Below are 20789 nucleotides of genomic sequence, written 5' to 3' on the forward strand. Positions count from 1 at the left end.
TTGCCATCAAGCCGATGAAACGCTTGTTCGATCGTCCTACAAGGCTCTGCGGTGGGCTTTAACCTAAGCTGAACTGGCTGATGACGATCGTTCCCACGCTCTGCGTGGGAATGCAGCCGGGGACGCTCCGCGTCCCTTTCAAAGCTGAACGCGGAGCGTCCGATGATCATTCCCACGCAGAGCGTGGGAATGATCATCGGGTGTTGTCGCTGACATCCAGTTGGCCGTCCCAGCCGCCGCCCAGTGCGGCGATCAGTTGTACGCTGGCGATCAGTCGGCTCTGCAGAATATTCAGCACACTGCGTTCGTTACTCAGCGCCGTGGCCTGCACCACTACCACGTCGATATAAGCAATCAGCCCGGCCTTGTACTGGTTTTCCGTCAGGCGCAGGGAATCGCGGGCGGCATCCAGCGCTTCCTGGCGTACCGCCGCTTCGTCTTCATACACCTTGAGCTGGACCAGGTAGTTTTCCACTTCGCGGAAACCGTCGAGCACGGTCTGGCGGTAGCGGGCGACGGTTTCGTCGTAGGCGGCTTCGCTGCGGTCGACCTCGGCCGAACGAATGCCGCCGTCGAACAGCGGCAGAGAAAGCTGCGGGCCGACCGACCAGAAACGGTTCGGCAGGCTGATCAGGTTTTTCGAGGTACTGCTGCTGTAGCCGCCGCTCAGGCTCAGGGTCAGGTCCGGGTAATACGCGGCTTTCGCCACGCCGATGTTGGCATTGGCGGCAATCACCGAGCGTTCGGCCGAAGCGATGTCAGGACGGCGTTCCAGCAGCTGTGAGGGCAAGCTCAGCGGTACCTGCGGCAGATTCGGGATGCTCTGGCTTTCGGCGATGCTGAAGTTGGCCGGTGCTTCGCCGGTCAGTACGGCAATAGCGTTTTCAAACTGTGCGCGCTGCCAGATCAGGTCGACGAGATCGGCCTGGGTGCTTTTCAACTGGGTTTGGGCCTGCGCCACCGCATCGCGCCCGGAAACCCCGGCGCGGTACTGGTTTTGGGTCATTTTCAGCGAGCGTTGATAAGCGGCAACGGTGGCCTCGAGCAAACGCTTCTGCTGATCGATGACGCGCAGTTGCAGGTAGTTCTGCACCAGTTCCGATTGCTGACTCAGACGCATCGCTGCCAGATCGGCAAAGCTCGCCTGGGCGTTGGCCTCGTCGGCCTCCAGGCCACGGCGCAGCTTGCCCCAGACGTCGGCTTCCCAACTGACGCCCAACTGCGCGTTATAAGTGTCGCGGATGCCGCTTGAGGAACTGCTCAGGCTCGAACTGCTGCTACCGGTGCCCTGACTCGAGCGGGTCTTGCCCAGACTCAGGTCGACGCTCGGGTAAAATGCCCCGCGTGCACTGCGCACCAAGGCCTGCGCCTGACGAAACTGCGCTTCAGACTGGGCGACGGTCTGGTTGGAGCTATTGAGTTTTTCGATCAAGGCGTTGAGCTGTTGGTCGCCGTACAACTCCCACCAGGCGCCACGGGCCAGCGAGTCGCTGGGATTGGCCTGACGCCAGCCTTCGGCTTCCTTGAACTGAGCGATTTCGGCAGTTTGCGGGCGCTGGTAGTCCGGGCCGACTGCGCAAGCGCTGAGCAGCGCCACGCACAGTGACAGGCTCAACAGGCGCGAGCCGCGAACGGTGGCCAATTGGAGAAGCGAACGGTCAGTCATAGCGGAGTTTCCAGAGCGGCGTCAGTGCGCACGCCACGCCATTTGTTGAAGCGATGGCGCAGCTTGTCGAGATATAGGTAAACCACCGGGGTGGTGTAAAGGGTCAGGACCTGGCTGAACACCAGGCCGCCAATGATGGTCAGTCCCAGCGGCTGGCGCATTTCCGCACCCTCGGCACGGCCGAGCAGCAACGGCAAGGCGCCGAGGATCGCCGCCAGCGTGGTCATCAGAATCGGTCGCAGGCGTTGCAGACAGGCGCTGCGGATCGACTCCAGCGGCGACAGGCCCTGATGACGCTCCAATTGCAGCGCCAGATCGATCATCAGAATGGCGTTCTTTTTCACCACGCCGATCAGCAGGAATATCCCCAGCAGGGAAATCAGGCTGAACTCGCCGCCCAGTGCATAAATCGACAGCAACGCGCCGACCCCGGCCGAGGGCAAAGTCGAAAGAATGGTCAGCGGGTGGATGTAGCTTTCATACAGCACACCGAGCACCAGGTACACGGCCAGCAACGCACCGAGGATCATGAACGGCTGGCTCTTCTGCGTCGCGGCGAAGGCGTCAGCGGTGCCGGCCATTTTCGCAATTACATCCTCCGGCAGGCCGACCTTGGCGATCGCCCGTTCAATGGCAGCACTGCCCTGCTCTACGGTCACGCCTTCGGCCATGTCAAAGGAAATGCTTTCGGACGCGAACTGGCCTTCATGACTGACCCGGTCGTTTTCCAGGCTGTTCTCGTAATGGGCGAACGTCGACAGCGGCACGCGCGCACCGTCAGCGGTAATCACCTCGACCTGCTTGAGTGTCACCGGATCCTGGGCATATTTCGGATTGACCTCCATCACCACCTGATACTGGTTGAGGCTGTCGTAGATCGTCGAAATCTGCCGCTGGCTGTAGGCGTTGTTGAGCACGGCGGTGACCATGTTCATGTCGACCCCCAGGCGTTTCGCCTGATCACGATCGACAATCAGCGTCACCTGTTGCGCCCCGGCACCTTCGCGGGCGTCGATGGCGGTCAGCTCGGGCAAGGCACGCAACGCGGTGACCACTTTCGGGAACCACTTGCGCAGCTCGGCGAGGTCGCCGCTTTGCAGGATGTAGGTGTATTGCGAACTGGTCTGCTCGCGGCCGCCACCAAACTGCAGATCCTGGTCGGCCATCAGCATCAACTGCGCCCCGGGCACCTTGGGCATTTCCTTGCGCAGGCGTTCGATGACTTTCTGCGCCGACAGCTGGCGTTCCTTGATCGGCTTCAGGCGCACGATCATGAAGGCGTTGTTGGTGCCGTTGTTGCCGCCGATGAACCCGGCCACGCTTTCCACCGCTTCATCCTTGAGCACGGCGCGGCGGAAGGTTTCCATTTTCGGCTGCATGACGTTGAAGGACAGACCGTCGTCGCCACGCACGAAACCGATCAACTGGCCGGTGTCCTGCTGCGGCAGGAAGGTTTTCGGCACCACCACATAAAGCGCAATGTTGACGCCAACGGTGAGCAGCAGGCTGAACAAGGTCAGACGGCGATGACGCAATACCCAGTCGAGGCTGGTGGCGTATTTGCCGACCATCCAGTCGTTGGTCTTGTGGCTCCAGCGTTGCAGGCGGTTTTCCTGGCCCGGCGTGTGCGGCTTGAGCCAGCGCGCGCAGAGCATCGGTGTCAGCGTCAGGGACACCACCAGCGACACCACGATTGCCGCCGCCAGCGTAATGGAAAATTCGCGAAACAAGCTCTCGACCAGCCCGCCCATGAACAGGATCGACAGGAACACCGCCACCAGCGAGACGTTCATCGACAGCAGGGTAAAGCCGACTTCCTTGGCCCCGAGGTACGCGGCCTGCATCGGCTTGACGCCTTCGTCGATGTGCCGGGAAATGTTTTCCAGCACCACGATGGCGTCGTCCACCACCAGACCGGTGGCGAGAATCAGCGCCATCAGCGACAGGTTGTTCAGCGAGAACCCGTACAGATACATCACCGCGAAAGTACCGACCAGCGACACCGGCACCGCCAGGGTCGGGATCAGCGAGGCGCGGAAGTTACCCAGAAACAGGTACACCACCAGCACCACCAGGGCGACGGCGATCAGCAAGGTCATCTCGGCTTCATGCAGCGTAGCCTTGATCACTGGCGAGCGATCCATGGCCAAATTGAGTTTGACGCTGGCCGGCAGCACCGCTTGCAGCGCGGGCAACTGCGCCTTGATCTCGTTGACCGTCTCGATGATGTTGGCGCCGGCCTGACGGTTGATCACCAGCAATACCGCCGCGTCGTCGTTGAAGAAACCGCTGTTGTAACGGTCTTCGACGCCATCGCTGACTTTCGCCACATCCTTGAGACGCAATGCGGCGCCGTCGGCGTAGTGAATGATCAGCGACTCATAATCCTTGGCTTTCTCCAACTGGTCGTTGGCCTGGATCTGCCACAAGCGCTCGCCGTCCTCGACCGAACCCTTGGGCCGCCGTACGTTAGCGTCGGCAATGGTCTTGCGCACATCGTCGAGGGCCACGCCGTACTGGTTCAGCGCCTGCGGTTCGAGCTCGATGCGCACTGCCGGCAGCGAACTGCCACCGATCTGCACTTCACCGACGCCCTGCACTTGCGACAGGCTTTGCGAGAGGATGGTCGAGGCCAAGTCGTAGAGCTGGCCTTTTTCCAGCACATCCGAAGTCAGCGACAGCACCATGATCGGCGCCTGCGACGGGTTGACCTTTTTATAGGTCGGCATGCTGCGCATCCCGCTCGGCAGCAGATTGCGCGAGGCGTTGATCGCCGCCTGCACTTCCCGCGCCGCGCCGTTGATGTCGCGGTCGAGGTCAAATTGCAGAATCACCCGCGTCGAACCCTGACTGGAGCGGCTGCTCATGGTGTTGACGCCGGCAATCGCACCGAACGAACGCTCCAGCGGCGTGGCCACCGTTGAAGCCATAACCTCGGGACTGGCGCCCGGCAGACTGGCCTGGACGACGATCACCGGGAAATCCATCTGCGGCAGCGGCGATACCGGCAACAGACCGAAGCTGACCCCGCCGAGCAACATGATGGCCAGCGAGAGCAGCATGGTTGCCACGGGGCGTTTGATGAAAGGTCCGGAGAGGTTCATAGCGTCGAGCTCCAAGCTGCAAGCTGCGAGCTACAAGCTGTTCCTGCGCGCGCAGGCTGCTGTTTTCTTGCAGCTTGAAGCTTGCAGCTTGCAGCTGCTTTCACCACGCCGCTCACACCACCTCTCCCGCGACAGGCTTGGTCCAACGCCGCCCCAACCGATCAAAAGCCAGGTAAATCACCGGCGTGGTGAACAGCGTCAACACCTGGCTCACCAGCAAACCGCCGACCATCACCAGACCCAACGGCTGACGCAGTTCCGCGCCAGACCCCGTGGCCAGCATCAGCGGCACTGCGCCGAACAACGCCGCCAGCGTGGTCATCAGAATCGGCCGGAAGCGCAGCAGCGCCGCTTGATAGATCGCCTCCGCCGGGGCCATGCCCTGGGTGCGTTCAGCGTCGAGGGCGAAGTCGATCATCATGATCGCGTTCTTCTTGACGATACCGATCAGCAGGATGATGCCGATAATCGCGATCATGCCCAGGTCGTTGCCACTGAGCAGCAACGCTAGCAAGGCACCGACTGCGGCGGACGGCAAGGTCGAAAGAATAGTGATCGGGTGGATGTAGCTCTCGTAAAGCACGCCCAGCACGATGTACATGGTCACCACCGCCGCCAGAATCAGCAGCAAGGTACTCGACAGCGAAGCCTGGAACGCTTGCGCCGCGCCCTGGAACTGAGTCTGCACGCCGACCGGCATGCCGATGTCCTGCTGCACCTGCTCAATGATGTCCACGGCATGCCCCAACGCCACGCCCGGCGCGAGGTTGAACGACATCATCACCGCCGGGAACTGGCCGATGTGGGTGATCGCCAATTGCGCCTGACGCTCTTCGACATGCGCCAGACTCGACAAACGCACCTGCGCGCCGTCGGTAGTCTTGACGTGAATCTGATCCAGCGCCTGCGGGCCGATCTTCTCCCCGGCCTGGGCTTGCAGCACCACGCGGTACTGGCTGGCCTGGGTGTAAATGGTCGAAATCTGCCGCTGGCCGAACGCGTCGTACAGCGCATCGGTGATATTCGCCACCGACACGCCAAGGCGCGATGCGGCGTCACGGTCGATCACCAGATAGACCTGCAAGCCTTTGTCCTGCAGATCACTGGCCACGTCGGTCAACTCCGGACGCTGCGCCAGGGCTTCGACCAGACGGCCGCTCCACTGGCTGAGCAATTCGGAGTCCGGCGAAGACATGCTGAACTGATACTGGGTGCGACTGACCCGATCCTCGATGGTCAGGTCCTGCACCGGCTGCATGAACAGCCGAATGCCGACCAGTTTGTCCAGTTTTGGTTGCAGGCGCGAAATTACTTCGCTGGCCGTCAGATCGCGCTCGCCATGGGGCTTGAGGTTGATCAGCAAGCGGCCGCTGTTGAGCGTGGCGTTGTCGCCGTCGACGCCAATGTAGGACGACAGGCTCTGCACCGCCGGATCTTCGAGAATGATCTTCGCCAGTTGCTGCTGCCGTTCGCCCATCGCCGCGAAGGAGATCGACTGCGGCGCTTCGGAAATTCCCTGAATCACCCCGGTGTCCTGCACCGGAAAGAAACCCTTCGGCACGATCACGTACAGGAACACGGTCAACGCCAGTGTGCCGATGGCGACCAGCAAGGTCAGCGGCTGATGCTTGAGCACCCAGCGCAGCATCCGCCCGTATTCGTTGATCATCCAGTCGATGAACGCACCGCTGGCGCGGTAGAAACGGCCTTGCTCGTGCTCCTGCGGTTCACGCTTGAGCAGGCGCGCGCACATCATCGGCGTCAGGGTCAGCGACACCACCAGGGAAATCAGGATTGCGACCGCCAGGGTGATGGCGAACTCGCGGAACAGGCGCCCTACCACGTCGGCCATGAACAGCAGCGGAATCAGGACGGCGATCAGCGACAGGGTCAGGGAAATCAGGGTGAAGCCGATCTGTTTCGCGCCCTTGAGCGCGGCCTGCATCGGGCTGTCACCCTCTTCGATGAAGCGCGAAATGTTCTCGAGCATGACGATGGCGTCGTCGACCACGAAGCCGGTGGCAATGGTCAGCGCCATCAACGTCAGGTTGTTCACGGAGAAACCGGCGAGGTACATCACGCCAAAGGTGCCGATCAGCGACAGCGGCACGGCAACCGAGGGAATGATCGTCGCACTGGCGCGGCGCAGAAACAGGAACGTGACCATGACCACCAGCGCGATAGCGATCAGCAGTTCGTGTTGCACGTCGGTGACCGAGGCACGGATGGTCTGGGTGCGGTCTGTGAGCACCGTGACGTCGAGGCCGGCCGGCAGGTTGTCGGTGATGCTTGGCAGCAAGGCCTTGATGCGGTCGACCACTTCGATGACGTTGGCGCCCGGCTGACGCTGGATGTTCAGCAGCACCGCCTGATTCTGGTTGGCCCACGCGGCCAGACGCTCGTTCTCGGCGCCATCGACGATTTCCGCGACGTCCTTGAGCCGCAACGGCGCGCCGTTCTTGTAGGTCAGGATCAGATTGGCGTAGTCCTCGGGCGAGGTCAGTTGGTCGTTGGCATCGAGCATCGACACCCGGGTCGGGCCATCGAAGTTGCCTTTCGGCTGGTTGACGTTGGAGGCGCCGATCAGCGTGCGCACGTCCGACAGGTTGAGGCTGTTGGCCGCCAGCGCTTCGGGGTTGACCTTGATTCGTACCGCCTGACGCTGGCCGCCGGCAATGCTGACCATGCCGACGCCGCTGATCTGGGCGATCTTCTGCGCCATGCGCGTATCGACCAAGTCATTGAGCTTGGGCAGCAGCATGGTTTTCGAAGTGATGGCCAGGGTCAGCACCGGGGTGTCCGCCGGATTGACCTTGTTGTACACCGGCGGTGCCGGCAGGTCGGTCGGCAGCAGGTTGGTCGCGGCGTTGATCGCGGCTTGCACCTGCTGCTCGGCGACGTCCATGTTGATGTCGAGGCTGAAACGCAGGGTCAGCACCGAAGCGCCGCCGGAGCTGGTCGAGGCCATTTGCGTCAGGCCCGGCATCTGCCCGAACTGGCGTTCAAGCGGCGCGGTGACGGCGCTGGTCATTACGTCCGGACTGGCGCCGGGGTACAGGGTCATGACGCGGATGGTCGGGTAATCGACCTGCGGTAAGGCCGAAACCGGCAGCAGGCGATAAGCGATCAGGCCGGCCAGGACAATGGCCAGCATGCTCAGGGTGGTGGCTACCGGACGGAGGATGAACAGCCGCGAAATGTTCATGCGCCCTTCTTGGCCTTGTCAGCGGTGGTCGCATCGGGATTGGCGGCAGATTTGCCTTGCAGGTGTTCGGTCGGCGAGGTCGGCACTTCGCTGCTGTCATTGACCACTTCGACTTCGCTGCCCTCCTTCAGGCGATCGGTGCCTTCAAGCACAACGCGATCGCCAGCGGCGAGGCCTTCGGTGACCACGGTGTTGTCACCGTCGCTGGCACCGATTTTCAGTTGGCGAATGGTGACTTTCCTGTCGCCGTCCAGCGCATAGACGAAGGTGCCATTGGTACCGAACTGGATCGCTGCCGACGGCGCCAGCACTACACCTTTGAGCGTGTCGGCCAGCAAATGGACGTTGACGAACTGGTTGGGAAACAGCGACTGGTCGCGATTGTCGTAGCGGGCCTTGAACTTGAGGGTGCCGGTGGCCACGTCGATCTGGTTGTCGAGGCTTTGCAGCACGCCAGTGGCTTGCAGCTTGGTGTCGCCGCGATCCCAGGCTTCGGCAGGCAGTTTGGCGCCGCTGCGGTAACGGGCGAGCACGGTGTCGAGACTGTTTTCCGGCAAGGTGAAGGCCACGCTGATCGGTTGCGTCTGGGTGATCACCGCGAGGAACGTGGTGTCGTTGGCGGCGACGAGGTTGCCGACGTCGACCTGACGCAGACCGACGCGACCGGCAATCGGCGCGCGGATCTTGGTGAATTCGAGATTGAGCTTGGCGTCGTTGACCGCTGCCTGATTGGTCTTGACCGTGCCCATATACTGCCCCACCAGCGCTTCGGCGGTGTCGAGGGTCTGTTTGGCGATGCTGTCTTCTTTATACAGCCCACGATAACGCTCGACGTCGACCTGGGCGTTTTTCAGTTGCGCCTGATTCTGCAGCAGTGTGCCTTCGGCCTGAAGCAAAGCGTTCTGGTAAGGACGCGGATCGATCTCGGCCAGCAGGTCGCCCGCCTTGACCATCTGCCCTTCTTCGAAATGAATCTTCACCAGTTCGCCGCCCACCCGGCTGCGCACGTTGATGGTATTGAGCGCGGTGACCGTGCCCAGTGCCTTGTAATACAGCGGGAAGTCGCCCTTCACCGCCGGCGCCACACGCACCGGAATCGGCCCGGTACCGCCGCCGAAGCCCGGCCGCATCATTCCCGAGCGCCCGGTATGGCCGGCGGCCGCTTTGTCGCCGCCCGCCTTGTCAGCAGAGCCGGTGGGCCAGAATTTCCAGCACAGGACAGCGATGACCAACAGGACCAGCAGGCTGATCAGCCAGCGACGGGATTTGCGGGGGGACGATTGCATGGAGTTATTGACCATTGGGCGCGTGGGCTTCTATTACGGGAGGCTGAACGATAAGCACTGAGTGGATTTAAGCAAAGCAGCTTTACCGGCAATTTACCTTCCACTTACGTTTCAAGGTGTGAGGCAAAACCCTGATACACAAATGAAAACGGCCTGGACAGGGCCAGGCCGTTAACAATTGTAAAAGCCTTACTTGAGAACGGACAGTGCCGCTTCGTAGTTAGGCTCTTCGGCGATTTCCTTGACCAGTTCGCTGTGCAGGACGGTGTCGTTTTCGTCCAGCACCACAACGGCGCGAGCGGTCAGGCCTTTCAGTGGACCGTCAGCGATGGCCACGCCGTAGTTTTCGATGAACTCGCTGCCGCGCAGGGTCGACAGGTTCTGTACGTTTTCCAGACCTTCGGCGCCGCAGAAGCGCGCCTGGGCGAACGGCAGGTCAGCGGAGATGCACAGCACCACGGTGTTGCTGATGTCGTTGGCCTGGGCGTTGAACTTGCGCACGGAGGTGGCGCAGGTCGGGGTGTCGACGCTTGGGAAAATGTTCAGGACTTTGCGCTTGCCGGCGAAGTCTTTCAGGGTGACGTCGGACAGATTGCCGGCTACCAGGGAAAAGGCTGGCGCCTTGGAACCGGCTTGTGGCAACTGGCCGTTGACTTGAACCGGATTGCCTTTGAGGGTGACTTGAGCCATGACTTGAGTCCTTCTGTTTTTTGATTGGAAAGCATGCAAGAGGCGGAAGTTAACCACGAAATCGGCTGACGACCTATGCCCCGTTGGAAATTGTTGGGCGCTCCACGGCGAGATTGTATACAAGTCCTATGGGAGCGAGCCTGCTCGCGAAATCAGGTATCGATATCAGAAACGTGTGTCAACTGGACTACCGCTTTCGCGAGCAGGCTCGCTTCCACAGAGTTTGCAGTGCCGCCCCAACCACCTTCGATTCAGCCCGGCTCCGACCATTAGAGGTGTGATGTGTGCACCCCGCCGCCCGCACCAACGAATTAATTCCTTCGACTGGCTAACCCCCGATTAGCTGCTAGTTTCAGAAGGACGTGTCCTACAGGCTTGATAAGCAAAGGGATAACGCAGTAGCGGCGCGACAGTGCTCAGTTGTCCGGAAAAACACCATGGAATCGGGAATGATCTGCAGTCGAGCCGGGAATAGAGGATTTCTGCCGGGGCCGGGTGGCGCGGCGTTTACCATGCTCAAGCCACGGAGCGGGCGTCTCCTCGTCTTGCTGTGCCTGGGCGTCAGTCCATCGCTGTTCGCCGCGGAAGGTGGCGTCGGCCGGCCGATCACGGGCCAGCAAGTGTTCGCCAATGCTGGCATCGTGCCGCCGGAGCCGGGCTGGGTAATGTCGTTGACCAGCATCTGGTACGACGGCTCGCTCAAGGGCAGCGACGGCGCACCGATTTCCGGCGCGATCAGTGGCGGGATCGACATGAAAGTCTCCTACACCATGGCCAACTTCACCCATGTCTGGAACACCGGCAAGGGCCGCTGGAATTTCGCTTCGGCAATGGGCCTGCCGGTGCAATACACCGACATCAAGGCGAGCATCACCGGCCCGCGCGGGCGCACTTTGGGTGACAGCGATTCCGGCACGCAGTTTGCCGATGCGCTGATCACCCCGCTCGCCGCTGGTTATCACTTCGACGAACTCAATCATCTCTCGCTGTCGCTACCGATCTACGTGCCGACCGGCGCCTATAACAAGGATCGCCTGGCCAATCCCGGACAGAACAATTACACGTTCATGCCAACCGTGGCCTTTACCCACCTCGACGGCAAGGGCGGCGAGTTCACCTTGTCCAGCGGGCTGGAGTTCTACACCGAGAACGACGCTACCGACTATCGCAACGGCAACATCTTCACCCTCGACGCCCTCTGGACCCACGGCTTGGGCAATGGCTGGAACGCCGGACTTGCCGCCGGCTACGTGCAGCAACTGACCGACGACAAAGGCCAGACCGCCGATGTCTTCAATGGCTATCGCGGCCGTTCGGTCGGCGCCGGCCCGGTGGTTGGCTGGGCCGGAAAGTTCGCCGATGCCCAGGCCAATATCAGCGCGCGCTGGGTGCCGGAGTTCGACACCAAAAACCGCCCCGAAGGCAACGGCTTCAGCGTCAATCTGACCCTGGCGTTTTTCTAGACCCGGACACAAAGGACTGCCCATGACAGCGCTCACCGACCTCAACGCCCTGCAAGCCAGCATTGCCGAAGCGGTGCTCGGCCAGGATCAAGTCATCCGGCAGATTCTGCTCGGGCTGTTGGCCAATGGTCATTTGCTCCTGGAGAGCCTGCCCGGGCTGGCCAAGACACGCACGGTCAAGGCACTGGCCAAACACCTTGATGCCAAGATGAGCCGAATCCAGTTCACCCCCGACCTGTTGCCCTCGGACATCACTGGCGCCGAGGTGCTGCACCAGGTCGAGGGCAAAAACGAGATCCGATTCCAGCCCGGCCCGCTGTTCGGCAATCTGATCCTCGCCGACGAAATCAACCGCGCCCCGGCCAAGGTCCAGGCGGCGCTGCTCGAAGCCATGGAGGAGCGCCAGATCACGGTGGCCGGCAACAGCCATGCGCTACCGGAGCTGTTCATCGTGGTGGCGACGCAGAACCCGATCGAGCAGGAAGGCACCTACCCACTGCCGGAAGCGCAGATGGACCGTTTTCTGATGAAGGTGCTGCTCGATTACCCCAGCGCCGAAAACGAAAGCCAGGTGCTGCGCCTGCTGCGTAACGAAGAGTTTGCCCAAGGTGCGAGCACCACGCCGGTGAAGAATTTCACCTTGCCGCAAGAGGTGATTTTTGCTGCGCGCAAGGAAGTCAGCGCGGTGCACGTTTCACCGGCCATCGACACGTACCTGATCGACCTGATCAACGCCACCCGGCACCCCGCCGAATACGACGAAGACCTCGCACGCTGGATCGCCATTGGTGCCAGTCCCCGTGGCGGCATTGGCCTGGACCGCTGCGCCCGGGCCGATGCGTGGCTGCAGGGGCAGGATTTCGTTTCGCCGGACAACGTCCGCGCCGTGGTCCATCCGGTGTTGCGCCATCGTTTGCAGCTGAGTTACGACGCGGTTGCCGATGGTGTCAGCGCCGATCAGGTGCTTGACCGGATTCTCGACAAAGTGGCGATTCCCGCATGAACGACGAAGGCTTGGTCTACGTCTCTCTCGCGCAATTGATGGCGCTGGAGTTCAAGGCCCGTGACCTGAGCTTTCTTGCCCGGCAGCCGCAGGGCAGCATCCTCGCCGGCAACCACGCCTCGCGGCTGCGCGGACGCGGGCTGAATTTCGACGAGTTGCGCCGCTATCAACCGGGCGATGACCTGCGCCACCTCGACTGGCGCGCTTCGTTGCGCACCGGCAAACCGGTGGTGCGCACTTTCACAGAAGAACGCGACCGCCCGGCCCTGATCGTGGTCGACCAGCGCATGTCGATGTTCTTCGGCTCGCAGCGCAGCTTCAAATCGGCAGTCGCCGCCGAACTCGCCGCGCTGGCGGCGTGGATGGTTTTTCATGCCGGGGATCGGGTTGGCGGTCTGGTCTTCAACGACCAGCGTATCGACAGCATCGCGCCGTTGCGCAGTCGCAAGCGTGTCGAAGCGCTGCTCAGCCGCGTAGTGCAGCAAAACCGCGCGCTGAACGCCGGTAATCCCGACGCCGAAGATGAGGACCAACTGGACAAAGCCTTGCAGCGCTGCCTCGGTGTGGCCGGGCACGACCACTTGATCTGCATCGTCAGCGACTTTGCCGGCGCCGGTGAACGCACCTTGCAATTGATGCGGCAGCTGTCGGCGCACAACGATGTGATTGCCTTGCAGGTCTATGATCCGCTGGCGCTGAAACTGCCGAACAACGGTCGACTGCTGGTCACCCAGGGCGAGTTGCAGGTCGAACTGGCGATCGAGAAACGTAACGTGCAGCAGCCGCTGGGGGATTTTCTCAGCGGGCGGCTCAAGGACGTCGCCACCCTGCTGCGCCGCAGTCAGGTGCCGCTGATGATGATCAGCACCGCCGAGGAGGCCCATGGGCAACTGCGCGCCGAACTCGGCAAAAGCGCAGGGGGCGCGCGATGAACCCGAACATCCCCAGCATCGATCAGCTCAAGGAGCTGGCCCTGCCCGCGCCCGTCAGCTATGCGCCGCAAACCTGGGGCTGGTGGCTGTTGCTGGCGGTGCTGGTGCTCGCCGCGCTGTTGATCGGCCTGCGCAGATACTGGCAATGGCGCCGCGACCGCTATCGCCGTGAAGCCCTTGCCCGACTGGCACAGTTGCGCGGCCGCAGTGACGACCTCAATGCCCTGCGCGAATTACCTGAGCTGCTCAAACGCGTAGCCCTGTCCATGCCCACTCAATCGCGGCGCTGGAATGCATTCCCTGTGGGAGCGAGCGTGCTCGCGAACACGTCAGCGCATGCAATACCTCGATCCAATGACACAGCGCTTTCGCCAGCAGGCTCGCCGCCACAAGGGCCGGCGGCGCTCGGCAGAGATGACTGGCAGGAATTTCTACAACGGCATTGCAAAAACAGAATGCCCGCCGACTTCAGCACGCAACTGGCCCAACTCGCCTACGCGCCGGACCCCGTATTGCGCGCCCTCCCCGCAGCGCAACGGCAAATGCTCTTCGACAGCTGCCAATACTGGGTGGAGCATCACCATGTGGCAGCTTGATTACCCCTGGTTGTTACTCCTGCTGCCGCTGCCCTGGCTGGCTTACCGCTTTCTGCCCGCCTACAACGAAGCCCGCAGTGCCGTGCGCGTACCGTTTTTCGGCGCGATGAGCCGCGCGGTCGGCGAAGCGCCAGGCACCGCGGGCAGTCGACGCAATCGCTGGCAACTGCTGCTCAATGTGCTGGTGTGGGCGCTGATTCTGCTGGCCGTGTCACGTCCGGTGTACGTCGAAAAGCCGATCGAACGCCAGCAACCGGTGCGCGACCTGATGCTCGCCATCGACCTTTCGCAGTCGATGGAAACCGAGGATTTCACTAACGCCCAAGGCGAAAAAATCAATCGCCTGGCGGCGGTCAAAGGCGTGGTGCAAGGCTTCATCGACAAACGCAAGGACGACCGCATCGGCCTTATCGTATTTGGCAGCGGTGCCTATCCACAGGCCCCGCTAACCCTCGATCACGCCAGCCTGTCGTTGTTGCTGGCCGATACCGGGATCGGCATGGCCGGCCCCAACACAGCGATCGGCGATGCGATCGGGCTCAGCCTGAAATTGCTCGACAAGGCCCATGAGCAGGAAAAAGTCCTGATTCTGCTCACTGACGGCAACGACACCAGCAGCGCGATCACCCCGGATCACGCCGCTGAAATGGCTGCCAACAAAGGCGTGGTCATTCATACCATCGGCATCGGCGACCCCGACGCTTCCGGCGAAGCGAAGGTCAATCTGCAAGGCCTCGAACAGATCGCCAATACCACCGGCGGCCGCTTCTTCCGCGCCGAAGATCGCGCGGCACTGGATCAGGTCTACACCACCCTCGACCAGCTCACTCCGCATCAGGTAAAAACCCTCAGCCATCAGCCGCAACGGGAATTGTTCTACTGGCCGCTGGGCGCAGCATTGCTGCTGTTGGCGCTGTATCAGCTCGGCGCCCTTTTACGCCCGAACCTGACGGTTGCGCGGCAGCGGCAGGAGGCCTGAAATGGAGATCAACCTGAGCGATTTCCATTTTCTGCGCCCGCTGTGGCTGTTGCTTGCGCTGTTCGGCGCAATGCTGCCACTGATCTGGCGTCGTAGCCGCGACCTGCAAAAACGCCTGCGCGGCAATATCGCCGAACACTTGCTGCCGCACTTGTTGATCACCCCGCAGGATCACCAGCGCTGGCGCCCGGTGCACCTGCTCTGTGCCCTGCTGATCCTCGGCGCACTCGCCGCGGCCGGGCCAACGTGGGAACAGGATCGCCCGGACTTTCTCGAGAACCGCGCACCACTGATCGTTGCCGTCGACCTTTCGCCGTCGATGGACGCCAACGATGTGCAGCCGACGCGGCTGGAAGCGGTCAAGCACAAGCTGCATGATCTGCTGCAACGTCGCGCCGCTGCGCGGACCGCACTGATCGCCTATGCCGGCAGCGCGCATCTGGTGTTGCCACCGACCGACGATCCGGCGCTGCTCGACAGTTTCATCCAGGCCCTGGGCACGGGCTTGATCGACAAACCGGGCAAGAACGTCGCCGCCGTGATCGATCAAGCGAAACGCTTGCTCAGCGCCGAGAACACCCCGGGCAGTCTGCTGCTGATGACTGATGGGGCCGATACCACGCAACTCGATGATCTGCAAAAACACCTCGACGGCAGTGCCTTGCAGGTTCTGGTTCTGGCGGTGGGCAGCGAAGACGCGGGCGTCATCACTAACGCCAGCGGCCAACCGAAAATCGACAGCAGCGGACGACCAGTGCTCGGCAGTTTCGATCAAGCGGCCCTCAAGCAATTGGCCTCGGCCGTCGACGCGCCGCTCGGCAGCCTGACCCTCAATAACGATGACCTGGAGTGGATCGAGTTGCACGCACGGCAACACTTCCAGAGCGCCAGCGCCGAACAGCGCGAATTGCACTGGAAGGACGCCGGTTACTGGCTCTGCTGGCCGTTGCTGTTACTGGCGCTGTTCAGCGTACGCAAAGGCTGGAGCGTCAACTGGATGCCGGCGCTGTTTTTGGCCGTAGGGTTGGGCTGGCCTGCGGCGCCGGCGCAGGCCAACGCCCTCACCGATGCGTTTTTCACCCGCGACCAACAAGGCCGCTGGGCGTTTGAGCATGATCGTTTGCCCGAAGCCGCGGCGCTGTTCGTCGACCCGTACTGGAAAGGTATCGCGGCCTATCACGCTGCCGATTACGACTTGGCAATGGCGACCTTCGCCCGCCTGGACACGCCGCAGGCGTACTTCTACCTGGGCAACATTTACGTGCGCCGCTTCAAGTTCGATCAGGCGATTGCCGCCTACAGTGAGGCGTTGAAACTGCAGCCGCAATTTCCCGAAGCGACCGCCAATCTGGCCTTGGCTCAGGCACTGCTCAAGGACACCGAAAGCGCAGAGAAAAACGCTCCGCAAACCAAACCCGATGAAGTCAAATTCGACAAGGCACCCGGTAAAGGTCAGAGCAAAAAGGTCGAGACCCAGCAGGCGGCGTCCGACGCGCTGTGGCTGGAGAACCTGACCACCTCGCCGGCGAAGTTTCTAAGGCAGAAGTTCAGCTTGCAGGATCAGCAGGGAGACCGGCCATGAACCTCCGGCACCTGAGCGCCGCCATCGCTGGCAAGCCAGCTCCCACAGGGAATTTCTGTGTAGTTGCAAACTTTGTGAAGATTGCTGTGATTTGTGGGAGCTGGCTTGCCAGCGATGGCGGCAGAACAATCAGCGCAAAGCTCAGCGCCCTGCTGCTGACCAGCCTGCTGTCTCTGAATGTTTTTGCAGCCCCAGCGCAACTGAAGGTCGAGGCTCACCTCAACCCCAGCGAAGGCGCGATGGTCGGCGGGCTGGTTGAACTGCAACTCGACGTGCTCACCGACACCTGGTTCACCAGCGCCGCCACCCTGCCCGATCTGCAACTCGACGGTGCGCTGGTAATGCCGCCGAACGGCCAGGCGCAGCATCTGAACCAGACCATCGATGGCCAATCGTTCAATGGCTTGCGCTATAGCTATCTGATCACGCCCAACGTCGCGCGCAGTTTCGATATCCCGGCGCTGACCGTACGCGCCACACTGGGCCAGGCCACTGAAGAAATCAGCGCACAGAGCCAGCCGCTGAGTTTCAGCGCCGCCCAGCCGCCCGGTTTCGCGCCCGGGGAGACGCCTTTGGTCGCCAGTGGGTTGCGCTTGAAACAGATCGTTACCAATTCGGCCACGCCGCTGAAAGTCGGCGACAGCATCACCCGTGAGCTCACCCTGCAAGCCGATGGCGCGCTGGCGATGGCCCTGCCGATTCCGACCTTCCGTGATGTCGACGGCTTGAGTCGCTACGCGAAGACGCCACAAGTCACTGCGCTGGATGACGGTCGCGGCAATATCCTCGGCGGCCAACGTGTCGACAGCGCCAGCTATCGCATCGACAGCGCCGGCACTTACACGCTGCCAGCCATCCGCGTGAAATGGTGGGATTCCGCTGCGAAGCAGATCCGCAGCGCTGAAGTGCCGGCCGTGAGCTTCGAGGCCGCGGCCAACAACGCCTATAAACCGGTGTTTTCGCTCGCCGAAGACCTCAGGCAACTGCAACAGAATCACTTGCACTTCTCCAGCCGCTGGCTGCTCTGGCTGGCGCTGGCGGTCGGCCTCGCCGTCGGTGTGTACTTGCTGCGGCCCGTCGCCGTTCACGCCCATCAACGCTGGCTCGCACATAAACGGGCGAAGCAATTGGCCTGGCAGCATTCGCCCGCTTTCGCCTGGCAACAAATCGCCCCGCAACTGCAAGCCAGGCCGGCGCAACTGACCGCGCTGTACCTGTGGCTGCGGCGTAGTCGTCTGGGCTTGAAACTCACGGGCGCCGGGCCACGTTTGCAGGGATTGTTACGCGGGCTTTACGGCCGTCAGTCTGCTGCCGATCAAACACTTGTTCAGCTTCGCCAATCGTTGTCTACGCTTCAAAGTCAGGTCGCCCGCCAACAGGCGAAACCCGCACCGGCCCTGCGCCCGCTCAACCCTGTGCATGAGAAGGATTTCACATGATCAACCCGTTGCTGCGTCGCCAACGTTTCGGTCTTGCCCTGCTGTTGACACTGGTTCTGCCCCTGCTGGCACAGGCGAATGAACCGCTGCCGTCATGGAACGACGGCCCGGCCAAGAAGAGCATTATCGAGTTCGTCCAGGCCGTGACCGACCAGAGCAGCAAGGACTTCGTCAAACCGGCCGATCGCATCGCCGTGTTCGACAATGACGGTACCTTGTGGAGCGAGCAACCGGCTTACTTCGAATTGCTGTTTGCCTTCGACGAGGTCAAGCGCACCGCCGCACAACACCCGGAATGGAAAACCACACAGCCGTTCAAAGCGGTGCTGGAAAATGATCACAAGGCCCTCGCCGCGTCGGGCATGGAGGGTTTGCTGCAGATCGTCGGCGCCACCCACAGCGGCATGACCACCGAAGCCTTCGATGACTACGCGAAAACCTGGTTCAGCCAGGCGCGCCACCCGAAAACCAGCAAGCCCTACACGGAAATGATCTTCCAGCCGATGCTGGAAATGCTCGACTACCTGCGCAGCCAGAACTTCAAGACTTACATCGTTTCCGGCGGCGATACCGGCTTCATGCGCGCCTTCGCCGAGAAGGTCTACGGCATCCCGCCGGAACAGGTGATCGGTACCACGTTCGTCACCTCTTACCAATTCAAGGACGGCAAAGCTTCCATCGTGCGCACGCCGAAAGTCGCGCACAACGACGACGGACCGGGCAAACCGGTCAGCATCGATGCGGTCATCGGTCGGCGGCCGATCCTCGCCTTTGGCAACTCCGACGGCGACCTGCAGATGCTGCAGTGGACCGCCGCCGGGCCGGGCAAGCGCCTGATGGGGCTGGTGCACCACACCGATGCCAAGCGCGAGTGGGCTTATGACCGGCAATCGAATATCGGCCGACTCGACAAGGCCCTCGACGAAGCGAATTCCCGTGGCTGGACGGTGGTGGACATGGCGTCGGAATGGCGCCGGATCTATCCGTTCGATCCGCCGGCAACCGAGCAGGTGCAATAAAAAGCGTAATGCAGGAGAGCAGTAAACGTTTGTCGCAAAAAACGACCCCCGTGCAAAAGGAGCAAGTCAGATGACTCGCATACGCAAGTGGCTACCGAAACTCGCCCTGGTGGCAACCTCGGTGATGGCGCTGTCGGCAACCGCCACAGCGGCTGAAAAACCCAACATTCTCGTGATCTTCGGCGACGACATCGGCCAGACCAACATCAGTGCCTATTCCATGGGCGTGGTCGGATACAAGACGCCGAATATCGACCGTATCGCCAAAGAAGGCATGATCTTCACCGATTACTATGCCGAAAACAGTTGCACGGCCGGACGCTCGTCGTTCATTACCGGGCAGACACCGTTGCGTACCGGCTTGTCCAAGGTCGGCATGCCCGGGGTACCGGTGGGCTTGCAGCCACGCGATGTGACCATTGCCCAAGCGCTGAAAGCCCAGGGCTATGCCACGGGTCAATTCGGCAAGAACCACTTGGGCGACAAAGACGAATATCTGCCGACCAATCATGGTTTCGACGAGTTTTTCGGCAACCTGTATCACCTCAACGCCGAAGAGGAGCCGGAGCGTCCGTACTGGCCCAAGGATGATGCCGAGTTCGTCAAGGCCGCCTCGCCTCGTGGCGTGATCCACAGTTTTGCCGACGGCAAGATTGAAGACACCGGCGCGCTGACCAAGAAACGCATGGAGACCATCGACGACGAAACCACTGCGGCAGCGCAAGCGTTCATCGAGAAACAGGCCAAGGCGGACAAGCCGTTCTTTGTCTGGATGAACACCACACGCATGCATGCCTTCACTCACGTGCGCGAATCCATGCAAGGCCAAAGCGGCATGGTCGGCAACGAATATGCCGATGGCATGCTCGAGCATGACGGCGACGTCGGCAAGCTGCTCAAGACACTGGATGACTTGAAGCTGACCGAGAACACCATCGTTGTCTACACCACCGATAACGGCCCGAACCAATGGTCGTGGCCCGACGCTGCAACGACGCCGTTCCGCAACGAGAAAAACTCGAACTGGGAAGGCGCGTACCGTGTACCGGCGATGATTCGCTGGCCGGGCAAAGTCAAGGCAGGCGAAGTCTCCACGCAGATGTTCTCCGGTCTGGACTGGTTCCCGACACTGTTGGCCGCCGTGGGCGACACCGACATCAAGGACCGCTTGCTCAAGGGCGCCGACATCGGCGGCAAGAACTTCAAAGTGCACCTGGACGGCTATAACCAACTGGACTACCTGACGGGTAAAACCGACAAGAGCGCGCGCAAGGAGTTCTACTACTTCAACGATGACGGTGCGTTGGTCAGCATGCGTTTCAATGATTGGAAACTGGTGTTCTGTGAGCAGCGCGCGCCCGGCGGACTGCAGGTGTGGAGCGAACCGTTCACCTGCCTGCGTGTGCCGAAAATGTTCAACCTGCGCATGGACCCGTACGAACGCGCCGATGTCGTGTCTGACCAGTACTATGACTGGCTGACGAAAAACGACTATCTGATTTTCGACGGTACCCGCCGCGCGGCGAAGTTCCTGCAGACCTTCGTCGACTATCCACCTAGCCAGCGTCCGGCGAGCTTCAGCATCGACCAGATCCGCGAGGACGTGGACCGCCGTATCGAAGAAAAAATGAAGAAAGCCCAGTAATAGCGCTGTACCGCCGCTCGCCTTCATCGGCGGGCGGCCCTGTTTTGAACAAGCGTTCGGGTCGGTTTCGTTCGCGCTCAGGCTCGCTCCCACAAGGTTTTCTGCGATCGATCCCACGCTCTGCGTCCAATGCCGAAGCGGACGCGGAGCGTCCAGTGAGGCATTCCCACGCAGAGCGTG

The 20789-nt window shown here is 61.5% G+C and carries 14 protein-coding genes; 9 read left to right on the forward strand and 5 right to left on the reverse strand.

Going from position 1 to position 20789, the window contains the following annotated elements:
• Positions 1-193 precede the first annotated feature (193 nt).
• From J5M66_RS12340 to tpx, 5 genes are all read right to left on the reverse strand, one after another.
• Positions 194-1666, reverse strand: a complete 1473-nt coding sequence (locus tag J5M66_RS12340) for an efflux transporter outer membrane subunit (protein WP_207809160.1) — start codon at positions 1664-1666, stop codon at positions 194-196.
• On the reverse strand, positions 1663-4770 hold the full coding sequence (locus J5M66_RS12345; protein ID WP_071172349.1) for an efflux RND transporter permease subunit: 3108 nt from the start codon (positions 4768-4770) through the stop codon (positions 1663-1665). The genes J5M66_RS12340 and J5M66_RS12345 overlap by 4 nt, the downstream gene beginning before the upstream one ends.
• 112 nt (positions 4771-4882) lie before the next feature.
• Complete coding sequence (locus J5M66_RS12350; protein ID WP_123442554.1) at positions 4883-7975, reverse strand: MdtB/MuxB family multidrug efflux RND transporter permease subunit; 3093 nt, start codon at positions 7973-7975, stop codon at positions 4883-4885.
• Complete coding sequence (locus J5M66_RS12355; protein WP_207809162.1) at positions 7972-9276, reverse strand: MdtA/MuxA family multidrug efflux RND transporter periplasmic adaptor subunit; 1305 nt, start codon at positions 9274-9276, stop codon at positions 7972-7974. Before J5M66_RS12355 ends, J5M66_RS12350 begins: the two co-directional genes overlap by 4 nt.
• A 174-nt stretch (positions 9277-9450) precedes the next feature.
• A complete protein-coding gene (gene tpx / locus J5M66_RS12360) occupies positions 9451-9951 on the reverse strand; it encodes a thiol peroxidase (RefSeq protein ID WP_016774621.1) in 501 nt (166 codons plus the stop codon).
• A gap of 512 nt (positions 9952-10463) precedes the next feature.
• Here tpx and J5M66_RS12365 point away from each other — a divergent pair.
• From J5M66_RS12365 to J5M66_RS12405, 9 genes are all read left to right on the forward strand, one after another.
• A complete protein-coding gene (locus J5M66_RS12365; RefSeq protein WP_207809164.1) occupies positions 10464-11414 on the forward strand; it encodes a transporter in 951 nt (316 codons plus the stop codon).
• Positions 11415-11436: 22 nt separating this feature from the next.
• Complete coding sequence (locus J5M66_RS12370) at positions 11437-12417, forward strand: MoxR family ATPase (RefSeq protein ID WP_207809167.1); 981 nt, start codon at positions 11437-11439, stop codon at positions 12415-12417.
• Positions 12414-13349 carry a DUF58 domain-containing protein gene (locus J5M66_RS12375; protein ID WP_125916188.1) on the forward strand — a complete coding sequence of 312 codons (936 nt, stop codon included), beginning with the start codon at positions 12414-12416 and terminating at the stop codon, positions 13347-13349. The genes J5M66_RS12370 and J5M66_RS12375 overlap by 4 nt, the downstream gene beginning before the upstream one ends.
• On the forward strand, positions 13346-13945 hold the full coding sequence (locus tag J5M66_RS12380; protein ID WP_207809170.1) for a DUF4381 domain-containing protein: 600 nt from the start codon (positions 13346-13348) through the stop codon (positions 13943-13945). Before J5M66_RS12375 ends, J5M66_RS12380 begins: the two co-directional genes overlap by 4 nt.
• Positions 13932-14924: a VWA domain-containing protein gene (locus J5M66_RS12385; protein WP_016774616.1), complete on the forward strand. Its 993-nt coding sequence runs from the start codon at positions 13932-13934 to the stop codon at positions 14922-14924. The genes J5M66_RS12380 and J5M66_RS12385 overlap by 14 nt, the downstream gene beginning before the upstream one ends.
• Position 14925: 1 nt before the next feature.
• Positions 14926-16506: a VWA domain-containing protein gene (locus J5M66_RS12390; protein WP_207809172.1), complete on the forward strand. Its 1581-nt coding sequence runs from the start codon at positions 14926-14928 to the stop codon at positions 16504-16506.
• On the forward strand, positions 16503-17945 hold the full coding sequence (locus J5M66_RS12395) for a BatD family protein (protein ID WP_207809175.1): 1443 nt from the start codon (positions 16503-16505) through the stop codon (positions 17943-17945). The genes J5M66_RS12390 and J5M66_RS12395 overlap by 4 nt, the downstream gene beginning before the upstream one ends.
• Positions 17942-18964 carry an HAD family hydrolase gene (locus J5M66_RS12400; protein ID WP_207809176.1) on the forward strand — a complete coding sequence of 341 codons (1023 nt, stop codon included), beginning with the start codon at positions 17942-17944 and terminating at the stop codon, positions 18962-18964. The genes J5M66_RS12395 and J5M66_RS12400 overlap by 4 nt, the downstream gene beginning before the upstream one ends.
• A gap of 70 nt (positions 18965-19034) precedes the next feature.
• Positions 19035-20609: an arylsulfatase gene (locus tag J5M66_RS12405; protein ID WP_016774612.1), complete on the forward strand. Its 1575-nt coding sequence runs from the start codon at positions 19035-19037 to the stop codon at positions 20607-20609.
• Positions 20610-20789: the final 180 nt, after the last annotated feature.

This window comes from Pseudomonas sp. 67(2021) (assembly GCF_017491835.1).
Classification (GTDB): Bacteria; Pseudomonadota; Gammaproteobacteria; order Pseudomonadales; family Pseudomonadaceae; genus Aquipseudomonas; species Aquipseudomonas atacamensis.